Raw genomic sequence first — 17,284 nt, 5'->3', positions numbered from 1 at the left:
CCTCATCGATTTGCCGACCTAGAGTTGGCCCGACAGCCAGCGGGAGGGCAAGATGGCAATTCTGGAACGTAACGACACAGGCGCGGTCGCTCAGCTAAAAATGAACACTCCGGAGCGCCTGAATGCCCTGAGTGACGAAATGCTTGCAGCACTTCAAAGCGAATTCGACACATTGCGGGACGACCCATCGATCCGAGCAGTAATCCTTTCGGGTGAGGGCAAGGCCTTTTGTGCCGGTCATGATCTCAAGCAAATGACTGCGGGACGCCAGAGTGAAGACGGTGGGCTTGCTTATTTTCAGGACCTTTTCAGCCGCTGCGCAAAAATGATGATGTCCATACAGTCCCTGCCCCAGCCTGTGATTGCTCAGGTTCATGGCATCGCCACAGCCGCTGGATGCCAATTGGTTGCGACCTGTGATCTGGCGGTGGCTGCCGAAGGTACGCGATTTGGCGTAAATGGCGTAAACATCGGATTGTTTTGCTCAACGCCAATGGTCGCGCTGAGCCGCAACATTCCACGTAAACAAGCATTTGAGATGCTGACGACAGGCGATTTTATCTCAGCCAAGCGTGCAGCCGAATTGGGCCTGATCAATCGCGTCGTGCCCGAAATGCTGCTGGAACATGAAACGGTCTCGTTGGCAGAACAGCTCGCGACGAAATTAGGGTCGGCCGTCAAGGTCGGAAAACAAGCGTTTTATCAGCAACTTCAGATGCCAATAGACCAGGCTTATGCCTATACCGGAGACGTAATGGCCGAGAATATGCTGCATCGGGATACCGAAGAAGGAATTTCTGCATTTATTGAGAAACGATCACCAAATTGGTCTCAATTGCGAAAAGATGATACATAATTTTATCAAGTGTTCGCATTTTTGCACTTTTCAAAAGGGCGACACTGTGGCAATGCTGAGACAGGGCTGAGGCTCTGAAACACTTTTGGGTCGCCGTGGGCGGAAGGTCCCTCCAGGCTGGTCTCTCTCACCGGCACAGACATCCCCGCAGCGGCGACCCCAAGATTTCATGACAAATATGGTTCTTGCACTGCATCATTGCGCATGCCTGCACTCTGCCCTATGTGGCAGCTTATGACACAGAAATTGCATATCGTGGGCGGCGGCATGGCCGGGTCCGAGGCTGCTTGGCAAGCCGCAGAAATGGGCGTGGATGTCGTCATCCATGAAATGCGGCCTAAGGTTGAAACATTCGCACACCAAACAGGAAACTTGGCCGAGATGGTGTGCTCGAACTCCTTCCGTTCAGATGATGACGAGCAAAACGCTGTCGGGCTGCTGCATTGGGAGATGCGTGCAGCCAATGGTCTGATCATGACTACCGCAGATGCGCATCGTCTGCCTGCTGGCGGCGCATTGGCGGTTGACCGCGATCCATTTGCTGAGACAGTGACAGCCAAATTGCATGATCACCCCCGGGTCAGCGTCACGAATGAGGAAGTCGATGCGCTTCCCGGTGAAGGTCACTGGATTTTTGCCACCGGTCCGCTGACCTCCCCCTCTTTGGGCGAGGCCATCCGCACCGAAACCGGCGCCGAGTCACTGGCATTCTTCGATGCGATTGCACCCATTGTGTATGCCGAGAGCATCGACATGAGCCAGGCGTGGATGCAATCGCGGTACGACAAGGGTGAAACCGAAGAAGAGCGAACGGCTTATCTGAATTGCCCCATGGACCGTGATCAGTACGAAGCGTTCATAGATGCATTGCTTGCGGCAGACAAAACCGAGTTTCATGAAGGCGAAACTGCTGGTTACTTTGATGGCTGCCTGCCAATCGAAGTCATGGCAGAGCGAGGCAGGGAAACCCTTCGGCACGGCCCGATGAAGCCTGTAGGTCTGACCAATCCGCATCTGCCCGATGTCAAACCGTATGCGGTTGTTCAATTGCGGCGCGATAATGCCCTGGGCACCTTGTTCAATATTGTCGGCTTCCAGACCAAGATGAAATACGGGGCGCAGACCGAAGTGTTCCGCATGATTCCGGGGCTGGAAAACGCAAGCTTTGCCCGGTTAGGTGGTATCCACCGCAATACGTTCATCAACTCACCGACCTTGCTGGACTCAGAAATGCGTCTGAAATCCAAGCCAAACATTCGCTTTGCCGGTCAGATTACTGGTGTTGAGGGATATGTGGAAAGTGCTGCGATGGGGCTTTTGGCTGGCCGGATGGCTGCAGCGGAGATACTGGGGCGCACCCTGCCTTCGGTTCCGCAGGACAGCGCAATGGGCGCTTTGATCCATCACATAACCGGTGGGGCCGAAGCGAAGACCTTTCAGCCTATGAACGTGAACTTCGGACTGTTCCAACCTGTTGATGGCCTGAAAGGTGGGCGTCGCGGCCGCAAGGATCGCTATAAGGCATATACAGATCGCGCCAAAGCCGCATGGACCGACTGGCTGGCGCATTGCTGACTGGACGAGGCCAGCGGCAAACGCCTAACATAGCTGTATGAGCGAGAAGTTTCTGAAAGACACCTATAACCTGAACACGCCTCAGGAAACCTGCGAACACTATCAGAAATGGGCAGGTTCCTACGACGACGAGGTTGGCGAACATGGCTATGCCACGCCGGGCCGCGTCGCCGAAGCATTATGGTTAAAAATGCCTGAGGCGCAGACGCCAATCCTAGATTATGGCTGTGGAACCGGGCTTTCGGGTGTTGCGCTGAACGCTGCAGGTTTCCAGATCATCGACGGTGTCGATCCTACGTCTCAAATGCTTAAAGGTGCTGCGGCCAAGGGTGTCTATCGAAACCTTTCCACTTTTGAGATCACGGATCCTGACCCGCTTGAGCAGGATGCATACAAGGCGATAACCGCAATCGGAGTGATTGGGGTCGGAGCCGCACCGCCAGAGACATTCGATCTGTTGATGAATGCATTGCCCAAAGGCGGCCTTTTGGCTTTTTCTTTCAACGATCATGCCCTTGCTGATCGCGCTTACTCTGGTCGCCTGAACGACTGGCTGGATATGGGTTCCGCCCGGCTGTTGTTTCGGGAATATGGCCCCCACCTACCCGGGCTTGACCTTAAGTCTGACGTATATGTTGTTGAGAAGACTTGACCTTTATCACTCGCTTTGCGCCATCACCAACCGGGCCACTGCATCTGGGACATGCCTATTCGGCAATATTGGCCCACGATATCGCAACCGCTCAGGGTGGCGAATTTTTGCTGCGGATAGAAGATATTGACCAGTCTCGCTCGCGCACGCACTGGAAAGAACAGATTTATGATGACCTCAATTGGTTAGGTCTCATTTGGCCTGAACCGGTTATGCGTCAGTCAGAGCGATTGGATGTATATGAAAGGGCCCTTGATCAGCTTTGGGAACAAGGTCTGCTCTACCCCTGTACATGTAATCGGAAAGACATTGCAGCCGCCGCAAGCGCACCGCAAGAAGGTGCCCCGCTTCATGGACCTGACGGGATCATCTATCCGGGAACTTGCCGACAAGACTGGGCGACCACTGATCTGCCCGAACGGCCAAAAGAGGTTCCCTTAAGGCTCAACATGGCTGAGGCAACGCGCCAGGCAGCGAACTTGTTCCGATCCCGCGCGACGTTCACCGAACTTGGCCTAGGCCCGAGTGGCGAAACCGGATTGATCGAATTCACTCCCGACGAGTTGGAAAAGACCATCGGTGATGTGGTTCTTTCGCGGCGTGGGATGGGAACGTCCTACCATCTTTCAGTCGTTTTGGATGATGCTGAGCAAGGTATCACGCGGGTTATTCGCGGGCAGGATCTGTTCGAGGCGACCCGGATTCATGTGTTGTTACAAACCCTTCTGGGCCTGCCTACACCAGAATACTATCATCATAACCTGATCCGTGATGATGCAGGCAAACGACTTGCGAAACGCGACGATGCGCGTGCCATTTCGAAGTATCGTCAGGAAGGCGCGACGCCACAGGACATCCGACGTTTGGTCGGACTAGACGCCGCCCTAGTGTAATTTGGGCGACGTCTTCTGGTCATTCCATCGGCGACATCAGCTCAACTTCTTCACCATCTCGTACTGCAGTGTAAAAACAACTGCGCCGATTGGTGTGACAAGCCGGGCCTGTCTGGTTGACTACGACCAGCAGGCAATCCCGGTCACAATCGACGCGGAAATCCACCAGTTCCTGAACATGGCCCGAGCTTTCGCCCTTGATCCAGAATGCCTGTCGAGACCTCGACCAATACGTGACCCGTCCCGTTTCCAACGTCTGGGCGATGGATTCGGCATTCATCCATGCCATCATCAGCACCTCGCCCGTATGATCATCCTGAGCAATCGCAGGGACCAAACCGGCCTCGTTGAATTTCAGGGTCGATGGGTCAAACAAGACGGTGTGTGACATGGTAAAAACCTTTTGCATCCCGGGTCATGGCCACTATGTATGAGGAACAGCAAACGAGGGAAAGCCATGTCGGGCGAAACCGATCTGATCAAGCTCTATTCCGGTCGAATTCTGGCCCTTGCTGCGGACATTCCGCATCTCGACCGGCTTGAAAACCCCGATGCCAGCGTCAAGAAGCGCTCGCCCCTTTGCGGGTCGACCGTAACCGTTGATGTCAAACTGAATGACGGTCAAATCTCTGAATTTGGCCAGGATGTCAAAGCCTGCGCTCTGGGACAGGCCTCAGCTGCGGTCGTCGGTGCAGCCATTCTTGGCGCAACCCGCGCTCAGGTCGAAGCTGCACGGGATCAGCTCTCTGATATGCTTAAGAAGGATGGCCCGGCACCGGATGCGCCGTTCGACGGTCTCGAAGTTCTAATGCCAGCTCGTGATTATAAAAACCGCCATGCGTCAATCCTGTTGGCTCTGGACGCTACGGCAGAAGCTATGGCTCAGGCCGAGCAAGCTAATTGCGCGTAAACATGGTATTTGCGGTTAAACGCGTCTAGTCTCACGACAATTTTAGGGGAGAGATGCGTTGAACAATTTACTGGAACACTTTGTAACGCTTTGGGTAGTTATCGATCCCATCGGTACAATCCCTGTCTTCATCGCAGTAACTGCAGGTCTTGGAACGGCTGCGCGCCGTCGCACAGCACTGATGGCCGCGCTGATCAGCGCAGGTATCCTGCTCTTCTTCCTTGTTTTTGGACAGCTTCTGATCGAAGCGCTGGATATCGGGTTGAACTCATTCCAGGTCGCAGGCGGTATCATCCTATTCCTTTTCGCCCTGACAATGATTTTCGGTGAAAGCAAACAGGATATCGAACAACGACAAGCCGAAGAAGATAAAGAAGACACGATACATCAGCACAATCCGGCCATCTTTCCGCTGGCGGTTCCATCTCTGGCCTCACCCGGTGCTATGCTGGCGATCGTCATTTTGACCGACAATCATCGCTACAGCGCTGCGGATCAGGGGATCACCGCTCTGGTAATGTTGTCGGTTCTTGCCATTGCCTTTGTGCTCATGTTGCTTGCAGAACCCATCATTCGACTGATTGGCCATTCCGGTGCGGCCATCATCAGCCGCGTCATGGGCATGATCCTTGCTTCGGTCGCGGTAAACTCGGTTCTCTCTGCAATGCTCGAAATATTGAAAACCGGTCAGCTATAAAAAAACCGCCGCACCTTCCGGGCGGAAAGGGCGGCGGCAAGACATGCGTTTCTCGTGTGGGGTCCGGATAGCCACGCGGGGCCGAGGCTGGCCCCTTCAAGGGAATTGGGACAGGCAGGTCACCCTTGATCGCTATGGGGATGACAGCGCGGTTTGATCGGCACGAGATCGCAGGCAGAAAGGCTCAGAACCCTACCGGCAGGTAAAGGGCAACGACCAGCATAACCACCAATGACATCACACCCGCAGCATCTTGCAGAATGGTAGCCTGCGAACGGCTGAAAGCGGTCTTGATCTGGGTCAGCATGGTCTCACCTCCGGTCAGAGCTTTAATCCTTTGTTGACCTTTTGTTCTCATATTTTTGCGAGTCGGTAAAGAACTTTTTGAGAACATTTGTGAACTTACCGGAACATTCCGCTTAACCCACTGAAATCAAACGAATTGCCTGATCCTGTTTCATGAGCCACAAAAGAACGCGTGCCGCCTGCCCGCGCTCTGAGGTTAGTTTTGGGTCCGCATTCAGCAATGCGCGCGCATCAGATTGCGCCACCGCCATCAGACCCGCCTGCCGCTCAAGATCAGCTATCCGAAATTTCGGCAGTCCTGATTGCGCGGTTCCAATGAGGTCTCCCGCGCCTCGCATCTGCAAATCTGTCTCAGCTATCCGGAAACCATCTTCGGTTTCGCGCAGCACTTCCAACCTCTTGCGCCCACCTTCGCTGAGCGGTGGCTGATACATCAGCAAACAGGTTGAAGCATCTTCGCCCCGCCCTACGCGACCACGCAACTGGTGCAATTGTGCCAGCCCAAAGATCTCGGCGCGTTCGATCACCATGATCGTGGCATTGGGAACATTTACCCCGACTTCAATCACAGTCGTCGCGACAAGAACCTTGGTTTGGCCCGACTGGAACGCGGCCATGGCCGCGTCCTTATCCGTTGGTGGCATCTGGCCGTGGACCAGGCCCACCGTTTCGTCGCCCAGCAAAGCACGCAGTCGTTTGAACCTCTCTTCCGCAGCTGTCAGATCGGAAACCTCGGACTCATCGACGAGAGGGCAAACCCAGTAGCATTGCTTGCCCTCATCGATTGCGCGACGCAAGTGCGACACGACTTCATCCATGCGCTGCGTGCTTACAATGGCCGTTTTGATCGGCTTCCGCCCGGGCGGTTTTTCGTCCAATACAGAAACGTCCATGTCTCCGTATTGCGCAAGGGCGAGACTACGAGGAATCGGGGTCGCAGTCATAACCAGCACATCTGCACCCTGCCCTTTCTCGGACAGTTCCATCCGTTGGCGTACGCCGAAACGGTGCTGTTCATCTACGATAGCAAGGCGCAGATCGCGAAACTCAACGTCGCTTTGGAACACCGCATGCGTGCCGACAAGGATTTGAATATCGCCCTTTTTCAAAGCCGCCAGTTTTGCCCGCCGCTCGGCACCTTTGTCGCGTCCCGTCAAAATTTCCAGAACCACGCCGGCTTCTTCGGCCAAAGGCCGCAGTCCTTCAAGGTGTTGGCGTGCCAAGATTTCTGTTGGGGCCATCATGACACCCTGTGCACCCGCCTCGACGGCAATCAACAATGACATGAAAGCAACCAGCGTCTTCCCTGCGCCCACATCTCCCTGCAGCAACCGGTTCATCCGCGCATCTGATCCCATATCAGCAGCAATCTCATCGATTGCACGGGACTGCGCATTGGTCGGTCGATACGGAAGACTGGCCAGTACCTTGGCCTGAAGCGTGCCCGTGCCCTTGCTAACTATCCCGCGCGCCTTTTTCTCACGTTGTCGGGCCAGCGCCAATGTCAGCTGGTGAGCAAGAAGCTCGTCATATGCCAGGCGTTCTCTTGCTGGCGCGAATGCAGCGACATCATCCGCCCCCTGTGGATGGTGTGCCGCCTCGATCGCCATGCTCCAGGACGGCCATTGCTTTTGTTCGACCTGTGCGGGGTCTATCCATTCAGCAAGATCCGGTGCCTTTGATAGTGCGCTTTGGGCCGCCTTGTACGCTGTCTTTTGCGTGACGCCTTGCGTCAGATGGTAGACGGGTTCGAACTCGGGAATATCATTCGCTTCCTGGGGGGCGGCGATGTGGTCAGGGTGGACCATCTGGGCCATCCCATCAAACAGTTCCAGCTTTCCAGACACAACACGGCGCGAACATTCAGGCAGGACTTTCTTCAAATAGTCCCCTCGCGCATGGAAAAAGACCAACTGGAAATCAGCTTGAGTATCCTCGACATGAATACGATAGGCGCCACCTTTGTTGCGGGGTGGCCTGTGCGCTCCGACAGTGACTTCAACAGTAAGGGTTGTTGGAAGATCGGCGCCCTGAATTGTGTCACGTCGCCTGCGGTCAATGACAGCATATGGCAGACCAAACAGCACATCACGAGGTGACTCGACTCCAATCTGAGCCAGCAATTGCGCTGTTTTAGGACCCACCCCATCCAGGGTTTCAAGCTTTGCAAACAGCGGGAAAAGTAGTTCAGGGCGACCGCTCATGCATCCCCGATCAGCTGCAGCCAGCCGTCTTCATCCAGTGTCTCGATCCCAAGATCCGCCGCTTTCTTGGCCTTAGACCCGGCTCCGGGCCCCGCAACCAGCAGGTCAGTTTTAGCACTTACCGAACCAGAAACCTTTGCCCCAAGCGCCTCGGCTCTGGCTTTCGCTTCTGCTCTCGTCATCTTTTCCAAAGTTCCGGTAAAGACGACGGTTTTGCCTGCCACAGGGCTATCCGAACTTGGGGCATCTGGTGGTGTGATCTCCAGATGTGCACGCAAATCGTCGAAAGCCTTGCGCTCATCTTTGTTCGCAAATGCATCTGACAGAGACAGACCAAGCGTTGCCCCAATTCCATCAATGCTGATCAAATCAGACCACGCCGTTGCAGCCTCGGTGGGTACATCATGCGAGGCAATGGCGGCATCACGGACATCTTTGAGCCTTGCCCGTCGCCCTTCAGCCTGCGCTGCAATACGTTCGGCCTCTTCTGCTTCATCCGCTGCGCGTTGCGCCAGCGCAGCAGGGCGCGCCAAATCTACGGCTCGCGCCATTGCATCCCAGTCTCGGTAGTAAAGCGCCAGATCCCTCGCGCCAACCTCACCCACATGACGAATGCCAAGTGCAAAGAGCAGGCGAACCAAAGGAATGGTCCGCTTTTCCTGTATTGCCGCGAACAAATTGTTGGCAGAGGTATCGCCCCACCCGTCCCGGTTTTTCAGTCGGGAAACACTTCCGGCGTCTCGGTCCTGCAGGGTAAAAATATCTGCCGGAGTTTTAATTGGCAAAACCGGATCATCGTAGAACATCTCGATTTGTTTTGCCCCAAGACCTTCGATGTCAAAGGCTTTGCGCGATACAAAGTGTTTGAGCTTTTCTACAGCCTGCGCCGGGCAGATCAAACCACCGGTGCAGCGTCGCACAGCATCACCATCCTCACGGATCGCGTCGCTATCGCATTCCGGACATTTGGTGGGAAACTCGTAAGGTACTGCGTCCTCCGGGCGCTTCGACAAGTCCACGTCTGCAAGCTTTGGGATCACATCCCCTGCCCGATAAACTTGAACCCAATCCCCGATACGAAAATCCTTACCACCACGAATTTCACCACCTTTAGCATCCCGACCGGCAATGTAATCCTCGTTATGCAGCGTCGCATTCGATACGACTACACCGCCAACCGTCACCGGATGCAGACGTGCCACGGGGCTCAGCGCGCCTGTGCGCCCGACCTGGATGTCGATTGCCTCTAATCGTGTCCATGCCAGCTCAGCAGGAAACTTATGGGCAATTGCCCATCTCGGCGTCGTCGACCGAAACCCAAGCCGCGCCTGCAACGCCAGATCATCCACTTTGTAGACCACGCCATCGATGTCATATCCCAGTGTCGAACGCTGGGCTTCGATATCGCGATAATGCTCCAACATCTGCGATGTTGTTTCGCAAAGGCGTGTTAACTCATTAGTTTGAAATCCAAAGGCTTTCAGACGCTGGATTGCACCCATCTGGGTTTCTGCTAACGGCTCCGACAACTCCCCCCAGGCATAAGCAAAGAATCTGAGAGGTCGTGCCCGGGTAATTTCGGAATCCAGTTGCCGCAAGGAACCAGCAGCTGCATTTCGTGGATTGGCAAACGTTTTGCCTCCGGCCTCGAGCTGTCGTTCATTCAGCTTGTCGAAATCTTCGTGCGACATATAAACTTCGCCCCGAACCTCCAAAATGTCGGGAGCATTTTTGATCCGTCTGGGAATGTCAGCGACGGTCAGCGAATTCGCCGTGACGTTCTCGCCCACCTCGCCGTCACCGCGAGTTGCAGCCTGAACCAATTCACCATTTTCGTAACGTAGTGAGAGTGAAAGGCCATCGATCTTCGGCTCGGCGGTAAAGGCCAGTGGTGCCTCATTTGACAGGCCCAGATATTTCCGGATCGACCGGTCAAAATCAGCCACGTCCTCATCATCGAACGCATTGCCCAGTGACATCATCCGAACGGCATGAGAGACTTTGGCAAACCCATCGGCCGTGCGTGCACCTACATGTTCGGACGGGCTGTCTTCCCGCTTGAGCTTGGGGAATCGTGCCTCAATCTCAGTATTTCGCCGCTTCAGGGAATCGTATTCGGCATCCGAAATCTCTGGGGCGTCTTTGGTGTGATAAAGATCGTTTGCCCGCAGCAACAATGTGGCAAGGCGCGCCAGTTCTTCCCGCGCCTGATCCTCAGTCAGCTCTTGTACCGAAATTGTGTTGCTCATGCCCACGTCCTGTCACGAATTCTTGGAACCAGTGATAAGACGGGGGCATGGTCAGGTCCAGTGGCGTACTGCGCCGTGAGTGTGGGAACTGCCATCCCGAACCATTAACGGCAGCCCCCTGTTCAAGTCAGGCGCCGACGGCCATTCTGGTCTCATCGACCGTATTGTTCTGAGGATCGCGCAGCACGTAACCCCGGCCCCATACCGTCTCGATATAGTTGTCGCCGCCCGTTGCATTACTGAGTTTCTTTCTCAGTTTGCAGATAAACACATCGATGATTTTCAGTTCAGGCTCGTCCATACCGCCGTAGAGGTGGTTCAGGAACATTTCCTTAGTCAAAGTGGTGCCCTTGCGAAGGCTCAGAAGCTCCAGCATCTGGTATTCCTTACCGGTCAGATGAACGGTTTTACCCTCCACCTCAACGGTTTTGGCATCCAGATTCACTGCCACCCGACCTGTCTGAATGATCGATTGAGAATGTCCCTTGGACCGGCGAATGATAGCGTGAATCCTTGCAACAAGTTCTTCGCGATGGAACGGCTTGGTCAGATAGTCATCCGCCCCGAATCCGAAGCCTTTGATTTTGCTTTCCGTGTCATCCGCTCCAGACAGGATCAGGATTGGTGTTTCGACACGAGAGATCCTGAGTTGGCGCAGAACCTCATGACCGTTCATGTCAGGCAGGTTGAGATCCAAAAGGATGAGGTCATAGTCATAGAGTTTGGCCAGATCTATGCCTTCTTCACCGAGGTCCGTCGCATAAACGTTCAGGTTGGCATGCGTCAGCATCAGCTCGATGCTTTTCGACGTGGTCGGATCATCCTCGACAAGAAGTATGCGCATAATCACTGCTCCAATTCGGGTCAAATATTCCAGTTCAAATTGAACCTGAACAAAAATGGTTAATCTGACGTTACCGTTGAATCTGTTATTCACTTTCTACCTTAGGTTGTCGATATTTTTTTATGGCCGTCACTTTCAACGCATCCACACCATGCTCTGCGACGGCGGAAACCCATGAATTAAACTCCTCTTCGCTGATACCATATCGCTTTTTGGCATCGGACAGCGTTATTAACCCATACAAAACACCGCGTACGACCACCACTTTTCGCGAGGCAACCCAGCGTCGCGTGTCTGCAGGTGGCAGATCAGCACGCGTTAAAATCGTTCCATCAGGCAGGGTTACCGACCGTGGTCCTTCAACTTTGTGCAAATACATCATCTCGACCCTTTTCTTGCTGCGACAAAGCTGAACCCAGCCTACTTAATGCTGAGTGAAACCGCCCCTTGAGAGTGTGTAGAATTTTCCTATATTCTGCCGGTCTTTCTTAACCCTGACTGGAACCGCCATGGCCCTCGATACCGAGACCCCGCTGAACTCACTTGGCTTTGCCAAACCGCCTTCGGAAACGCGGGTGGTTGTTGCCATGTCCGGTGGCGTGGACAGTTCGGTCGTTGCGGCCTACCTCGCAGATCAGGGGTATGACGTCGTGGGTGTAACTCTGCAGCTTTACGATCACGGCGCTGCATTGGCCAAAAAAGGTGCATGCTGCGCAGGGATCGATATTCACGATGCACGTCGCGTCGCCGAAGAGCGCGGGTTCCCGCACTACGTTCTGGACTATGAGAACATCTTTAAAGATGCGGTCATTGATGAATTCGCAGATAGCTATCTGGCTGGCGCGACACCGGTACCGTGTATCCGCTGCAATGAGCGTGTGAAGTTCAAGGATCTGCTGGAAACGGCAAAGGACCTAGATGCCGACTGCATGGCAACCGGCCACTACATTCAGCGCAAGATGGGAGAGAACGGGCCCGAGCTGCACAGCGCAGAGGATGCGAACAGGGATCAATCCTATTTCCTGTTCTCGACCACGCCAGAGCAGTTGGACTTCCTTCGCTTTCCGCTTGGCCACCTGCCCTCAAAGGACGCAACGCGTGAAATGGCTGCGCAGTATGGATTGGCGGTCGCAGATAAGCCTGACAGCCAGGACATCTGTTTTGTACCGAACGGCAATTATGCCAGCGTGATTGAAAAATTGCGTCCAGGTGCAGCAGAACCGGGTGAGATCGTTCACGCGGATGGTCGTGTTCTGGCGCAACATAACGGTGTCATTCACTACACGATCGGCCAGCGTCGCGGTCTTGGCATCGGCGGCCTGAGCGAGCCTTTGTATGTGGTAAAGCTCGACGTCGACAAAAAGCAGGTTGTGGTTGGTCCAAAAGAGATGCTGGCCACCCGCACGGTTCCTGTGCGTGAGATTAACTGGCTGGGCGATGCGCCATTCATGTCTCAGAAAGAATGGCACGTTTCGGTCAAGGTGCGTTCGACCCGGCCGCCACGCGAAGCAATCATTCGACCACTGTCGGACACTACTGCCGAAGTAGAGCTGTTCACGGCAGAAGAAGGCATTTCGCCCGGTCAGGCCTGTGTATTCTATGAATCAGAGGGCAGCCGCATCTTTGGCGGCGGTTGGATCTGGCGCGGTTACTAGATCGCGTCAGTCCATGAGTTGCTGAGGATATAGATCCCGGCGCAGATCATCACATAGGGCACCAGTTTCTCCAGCCGGCGGGCCAATCCGCCGGTCATGACCGGTGTTCGCGCACCGAGAAAACCCAAAAAAGCCAATCCAAAAGCTGCCAAGGACGCGCCAATCACGCCCGCCACCCGGAAACTCGGGGCGGAATCGGCGAGCAAAGGCGCAAGAACGGCGAATGTATCCATCGACAGGCTGATGAAAAGCATCATAGTCACCAGCGTTGATGCGCTGGGTGATATGTGCGGGTCGGTTTCGGAGCCGGTGCCCCTGTACTGCCGCACTACTCCAAACAGCCCGAGGGTCAGAGGAAACACGCCCAGATATCCGGCCCAGTGAGGCACGACATCATCTACGCCCAATGCAAGCAGCAATGCGGCGCTGATCACGATCATCTGTGCCAGAAGAAATCCCGTGACAGCCCGACGCGGCCCGGATACCAACATCAGGGCGAGCAAGGCCGCCAGATTGTCCAGATTGGTCAATATCTGAGCCATGAAAGCGGATGCAGCAAAGACCACGTGATCCAGCATCAGGCCCTCATTCGCTCAAGAACTGCCCGGGCTGCCCGCAGACCCGGGGCCTCCCCGCCTCTTCCCAAGCGCTCCATTGTGACTGACATGGCATCGTATTGTTCGGTCGGGTTCTCAGAAACGTGTTTCAATGCCGATGCGATCTTATCGGGTTGGCAATCATCCAGCAGACATTCCGGAACCGCACGTGTGTCTGATACGAGGTTGACCAGTGTCACGGTATCCAACTTGACCATGCGCTCGGCCATTTTTTGTGTCAGCCAGTTCAGCTTGTATGCAATCACCATTGGTGTGTTCTGTGCTGCCAATTCCAACGAAACTGTGCCCGACGCTGCAAGTGCCAGATCAGCCGCGCCGAAGGCCGCCCGTTTATGGGCCGTAGCCTGCGACGCGCTTACTTTTCGAGGGTCCAATACCAGCGGGTTTCCAGGCCAGTTTGGCACGATCGAATTGATCAGATCTGTGGCTGGCCCGACAGTTGGAACAACAACCCGAAAATCTGGTCGCTCAGCGAGGAAAATCTGCAGCGCCTCGCCGAAACACGGGGCCAGCCTTTCAATCTCGCCTTTACGAGAGCCCGGCAAGGCCAGCAAAATCGGTGCATCCCCCAAATCAAATGTCTGACGGAATGCCGAGATGTCCTGAGGGGTCGCTATTGGTTCGCTGGCGACGGGGTGACCAACAAAGTCGCATTCCATCCCAGCGCGTTCCATATAGGGCGGTTCGAACGGCAGCAGCGCTAGAACGTGATCAATGATCTTCGCCATCTTATCCGCCCGTCCGGGCCTCCATGCCCAAACACTGGGCGCCACATAGTGAACTGTGCGGATATTACTGCCAGCCTTGACGATTTTAGCCACGCGTAATGAAAAATCAGGGCTATCGATCGTGATCAGTACATCTGGTTTCGTGTCCAATACAGCCTGTGCTGTCTCGGAAATGCGCCGTTTCAGGTGAAAGAACTTCGGCAATACCTCAACCAGCCCCATGACGCTGAGTTCCGACATGGGAAACCGGCTGACCAGTCCTTGCTCCTGCATCACAGGACCGCCAACGCCGTCAAACTGAACTTCAGGGACTAGGGCTTTCAAACCCTCCATCAATGCGCCACCCAACCGATCGCCTGAAGGTTCTCCGGCGACCAGAAAAACACGCATCAGACCGCCCGCTCGCGGACGAACAGGAACAGTCCCAGCCGGTCACATTCCTCGATGACACGCTCGCGTTCGAGAACAATGACGCCGCCCTTTTCGATGACGATACCTGTCAGGCCAGCCGCTACGGCCGCTGCCACGGTGTCTGGCCCAATCGCGGGCAGATCAGCACGTCTGTCCTGATCCGGCTTTGGGCCTTTGAACAGGATCCCTCCGCCCGCATCTGGTCGCTGGGTCAAAGATTGCAGCATCCACGCAGTGCCAAAGATACCTTCAACGGCCAGTGCCTGACCTTTGAGAACCGCACAGGCCTGTCCGATGTCAGCAGCGCCCATACTACGAAGAATACCAGCGCCCCGATCGGCATCTGCAAGATCAGCGTCCGATGGCTGCGCCTGTGTCAGGCACCCGAGCGGAGGCAGGATGTCCGGTGCAATCTCGTGGGCTGCGCGCACATTCATGCCAGCATCCTCAAAAATGCCGATCACTGCGCGCAATGCGCCATCATCCCCTGACATCATGGCTTTCTGCAATATTGGCACCAGTGGCATCGTAGCAGCGTCGATGCGCTTTGGATCAATTGCAGGGCGTCGTACGGCGCCTGCCATGCAGATTTCAGTCACTCCTCGGCTCTTCAACTCTGAAACGAAACTGCCCAACTGCTCGAGAGGAAATTCAATCTCAGGAGCCAGATTGTCGGGCAAAAACCCTTCCATGGAACAGATCAATGGGCGCTCGGCCAACCGAGCAATCAGTTCATCCGGCAACGCACCTGTTCCTGCGATCAGAGCCAGCATTTGCTTACTTCCTTGGTGTCAGGAAAGAGCGGTCGGATTCGCCGGTCACAAAATCGACGATCCTCCGAACATATTCGCTGTCAGAATCGCCCAGTCGCTTGGCCCGGTCCATGAATGTACCATCGCCTTCTGACAACTCACGAAAGGCTGCACGCAGAGCCGAGATATCTTCTCGGGAAACACCGCGTCGTTTCAGCCCTACAAGGTTTAGACCATCAAGCTCACCACGAGGTGCCTGTACCAGGCCGTAGGGAATGACGTCATTGGCGACCATCGTCAGGGCACCAATGATCGCGCCACGACCAACACGAACCCATTGATGCAGACCTGAAATGCCGCCTACGATCACGTCGTCTTCAACGACGCAATGCCCTGCTGCGCCAGCATGGTTCACCATGATGACCCGATTGCCGATCTGTACATCATGCGCAACGTGAACACCCGCCATCAGCAGGCAGTCATCGCCAATACGGGTTACACCACCACCACCTTCGGTACCGGTGTTGATCGTCACATGTTCGCGGATGCGGTTTCGTTTGCCGATCTCAAGACGTGTATCTTCGCCGCCAAACTTCAAATCCTGGGGGATCTCTCCAATGACCGAGAAGTTAAAGATCACAGTATCTTCACCGACCGAAGTGTCTCCGGTGACAACCACATGTGACTTCAACTCGACCCGGTCACCCAGACTAACCTGCGCACCGACATAGCAAAACGGCCCGATTACACAGTCCTGGCCGATCCGCGCGCCGTCTTCGATGATTGCGCTGGGATGAATACCGCTCATGTCGTCTTTTCCATGTCCCAGTCTACGTAGGCTGAGAACTCGGCCTCGGCCGCCACTTCACCGTCTACGGTCGCCCGGCCACTGAATTTAAAGATCTTGCCGCCGATTTTACCACGAACGGTTTCCACATGCATTTCAAGTATATCGCCGGGCACAACCTTGCGACGGAACTTACACTTGTCGATGTTCATGAAGTAGATCAGCAACTCGCTGTCGATGACGTCCATGCCGACACCCAGCATGACACCTGCAGTCTGAGCCATTGCCTCGACAATGGTGACACCCGGCATGATTGGCGTGCCTGGAAAATGACCCTGAAAATGGGGTTCATTCATGGTGACGTTCTTAATGCCAACCGCAGACTTGTAGCCCGAGATATCCACCACCTTGTCGACCAGCAGAAACGGGTAGCGATGCGGCAGAATGCGCTGAATCAACTGAATGTCGGCACTCTTGGTTTCTGTGGTCATTGTGCAGATTTCCTGTTCTGGATTTCTCGTTTTCGAGTGGTTAGCAATACCGCTGGGTAAGAGCAAGACAGCCTATTGGCTGTCATTGTCTTCCAAACCGGTCCCGTCACCAATCGCGCTATTTATCCTAGCGATAGCGGCATCCGTTATATCAGAAGCGTCCGAGCTGAGAAAAACATTGGAACGCTCGATGATCATCGACGCACCGTATTCACGCAGAAGATCAATGAGAACCGGTTGGACCAACTCAAAAAATCTGCCACGCGCTTCCTCGCTGCGTCGGGCCAATGCGTCCAGTTTTGCGCGCTGGCTATCTCTGTGTTGTTGCACTTTCCGGTCGAATGCTTCGGCCAATGGGCGAAACTCAGACGCTTCGATTTGTGCCCTTTTTTCGGTGAGTTCTTTTTCCTCATTGCTCAGCTCAGATACGATCCGTTCGTTTTCGGCAGCAAGCGATGCGCTTTCGGCTTCGATTTCTCCGAATACACGCTGTCCGAATGCGGATTCGGCGAACAGCCTTTCGCTAGAGATCGTCAGTACTCCGGATTCAGGAACACCCAATTGTTGAGCGAATGCCGCATTGGCAATTAACATCAGAAAAAAGACAAACAGGGCTCTGAGCGAGCCCTGTAATATTTCCATCGGAACTTTGATCAT

At 54.7% G+C, this 17,284-nt stretch carries 19 protein-coding genes; 7 read left to right on the top strand and 12 right to left on the bottom strand.

The features are described 5' to 3' along the window. Window positions 1-52: 52 nt before the first annotated feature. The 4 genes from ACR0CW_RS07635 to gluQRS all read left to right on the top strand — a co-directional run bounded on the left by ACR0CW_RS07635 (window position 53) and on the right by gluQRS (window position 3,976). Window positions 53-856 (top strand): enoyl-CoA hydratase, encoded by an 804-nt coding sequence (locus ACR0CW_RS07635; RefSeq protein WP_480787337.1) that lies wholly within the window; start codon window positions 53-55, stop codon window positions 854-856. 234 nt (window positions 857-1,090) lie between these two features. Continuing rightward, window positions 1,091-2,431, top strand: a complete 1,341-nt coding sequence (gene trmFO / locus ACR0CW_RS07630) for a methylenetetrahydrofolate--tRNA-(uracil(54)-C(5))-methyltransferase (FADH(2)-oxidizing) TrmFO (RefSeq protein ID WP_480787336.1) — start codon at window positions 1,091-1,093, stop codon at window positions 2,429-2,431. Between the two features lie 37 nt (window positions 2,432-2,468). After that, window positions 2,469-3,083, top strand: coding sequence for a class I SAM-dependent DNA methyltransferase (locus ACR0CW_RS07625; RefSeq protein ID WP_480787335.1), 615 nt, complete (start codon window positions 2,469-2,471; stop codon window positions 3,081-3,083). Further along, window positions 3,080-3,976 carry a tRNA glutamyl-Q(34) synthetase GluQRS gene (gluQRS, locus tag ACR0CW_RS07620; protein ID WP_480787334.1) on the top strand — a complete coding sequence of 299 codons (897 nt, stop codon included), beginning with the start codon at window positions 3,080-3,082 and terminating at the stop codon, window positions 3,974-3,976. Before ACR0CW_RS07625 ends, gluQRS begins: the two co-directional genes overlap by 4 nt. Window positions 3,977-3,995: 19 nt before the next feature. Here gluQRS and hisI read toward each other — a convergent pair whose 3' ends face one another. After that, entirely contained in the window at window positions 3,996-4,385 is a 390-nt protein-coding gene (hisI, locus tag ACR0CW_RS07615; protein WP_480787333.1) for a phosphoribosyl-AMP cyclohydrolase, read from the bottom strand. 48 nt (window positions 4,386-4,433) lie between these two features. Here hisI and ACR0CW_RS07610 point away from each other — a divergent pair, with 48 nt between their 5' ends. Both ACR0CW_RS07610 and ACR0CW_RS07605 read left to right on the top strand, forming a co-directional pair. Further along, window positions 4,434-4,886 carry an iron-sulfur cluster assembly scaffold protein gene (locus tag ACR0CW_RS07610; protein WP_480740865.1) on the top strand — a complete coding sequence of 151 codons (453 nt, stop codon included), beginning with the start codon at window positions 4,434-4,436 and terminating at the stop codon, window positions 4,884-4,886. A gap of 58 nt (window positions 4,887-4,944) precedes the next feature. Next, complete coding sequence (locus tag ACR0CW_RS07605; protein WP_170330458.1) at window positions 4,945-5,583, top strand: MarC family protein; 639 nt, start codon at window positions 4,945-4,947, stop codon at window positions 5,581-5,583. Window positions 5,584-5,767: 184 nt separating this feature from the next. Here the strand turns inward: ACR0CW_RS07605 and ACR0CW_RS07600 are convergent, their stop codons facing one another. The 5 genes from ACR0CW_RS07600 to sciP all read right to left on the bottom strand — a co-directional run bounded on the left by ACR0CW_RS07600 (window position 5,768) and on the right by sciP (window position 11,565). Continuing rightward, window positions 5,768-5,890 carry a hypothetical protein gene (locus tag ACR0CW_RS07600; protein ID WP_480787332.1) on the bottom strand — a complete coding sequence of 41 codons (123 nt, stop codon included), beginning with the start codon at window positions 5,888-5,890 and terminating at the stop codon, window positions 5,768-5,770. A 112-nt stretch (window positions 5,891-6,002) separates the two neighbouring features. Further along, the gene (gene recG, locus ACR0CW_RS07595) at window positions 6,003-8,093 is read right to left on the bottom strand and encodes an ATP-dependent DNA helicase RecG (protein ID WP_480787331.1); all 2,091 of its coding nucleotides are present in this window, start codon (window positions 8,091-8,093) and stop codon (window positions 6,003-6,005) included. After that, window positions 8,090-10,342 (bottom strand): NAD-dependent DNA ligase LigA, encoded by a 2,253-nt coding sequence (gene ligA, locus ACR0CW_RS07590; protein WP_480787330.1) that lies wholly within the window; start codon window positions 10,340-10,342, stop codon window positions 8,090-8,092. The genes recG and ligA overlap by 4 nt, the downstream gene beginning before the upstream one ends. Window positions 10,343-10,469: 127 nt before the next feature. Further along, a complete protein-coding gene (gene ctrA / locus ACR0CW_RS07585) occupies window positions 10,470-11,186 on the bottom strand; it encodes a response regulator transcription factor CtrA (RefSeq protein WP_155139115.1) in 717 nt (238 codons plus the stop codon). Window positions 11,187-11,271: 85 nt separating this feature from the next. Beyond that, entirely contained in the window at window positions 11,272-11,565 is a 294-nt protein-coding gene (gene sciP / locus ACR0CW_RS07580; RefSeq protein ID WP_155139117.1) for a CtrA inhibitor SciP, read from the bottom strand. Between the two features lie 130 nt (window positions 11,566-11,695). Between sciP and mnmA the strand changes: the two genes are divergently transcribed. Further along, entirely contained in the window at window positions 11,696-12,841 is a 1,146-nt protein-coding gene (mnmA, locus tag ACR0CW_RS07575) for a tRNA 2-thiouridine(34) synthase MnmA (RefSeq protein ID WP_155139119.1), read from the top strand. Here mnmA and ACR0CW_RS07570 read toward each other — a convergent pair. From ACR0CW_RS07570 to ACR0CW_RS07545, 6 genes are all read right to left on the bottom strand, one after another. Further along, the gene (locus ACR0CW_RS07570) at window positions 12,838-13,419 is read right to left on the bottom strand and encodes a hypothetical protein (protein ID WP_480787329.1); all 582 of its coding nucleotides are present in this window, start codon (window positions 13,417-13,419) and stop codon (window positions 12,838-12,840) included. The genes mnmA and ACR0CW_RS07570 overlap by 4 nt on opposite strands. Next, window positions 13,419-14,576: a lipid-A-disaccharide synthase gene (gene lpxB, locus ACR0CW_RS07565; RefSeq protein WP_480787328.1), complete on the bottom strand. Its 1,158-nt coding sequence runs from the start codon at window positions 14,574-14,576 to the stop codon at window positions 13,419-13,421. The genes ACR0CW_RS07570 and lpxB overlap by 1 nt, the downstream gene beginning before the upstream one ends. Next, a complete protein-coding gene (locus ACR0CW_RS07560) occupies window positions 14,576-15,370 on the bottom strand; it encodes an LpxI family protein (RefSeq protein WP_480787327.1) in 795 nt (264 codons plus the stop codon). The genes lpxB and ACR0CW_RS07560 overlap by 1 nt, the downstream gene beginning before the upstream one ends. 4 nt (window positions 15,371-15,374) lie before the next feature. Beyond that, a complete protein-coding gene (gene lpxA, locus ACR0CW_RS07555; protein ID WP_155139127.1) occupies window positions 15,375-16,157 on the bottom strand; it encodes an acyl-ACP--UDP-N-acetylglucosamine O-acyltransferase in 783 nt (260 codons plus the stop codon). After that, window positions 16,154-16,627: a 3-hydroxyacyl-ACP dehydratase FabZ gene (gene fabZ / locus ACR0CW_RS07550; RefSeq protein WP_155139129.1), complete on the bottom strand. Its 474-nt coding sequence runs from the start codon at window positions 16,625-16,627 to the stop codon at window positions 16,154-16,156. Before fabZ ends, lpxA begins: the two co-directional genes overlap by 4 nt. Window positions 16,628-16,699: 72 nt before the next feature. Then, entirely contained in the window at window positions 16,700-17,284 is a 585-nt protein-coding gene (locus ACR0CW_RS07545) for an OmpH/Skp family outer membrane protein (RefSeq protein ID WP_480787326.1), read from the bottom strand.

The sequence above is a fragment of the Ruegeria sp. CH6 genome (assembly GCF_056537005.1).
Note: the sequence above shows the minus strand (reverse complement) of the source record. Positions and strands in the feature narration are given on the sequence as shown.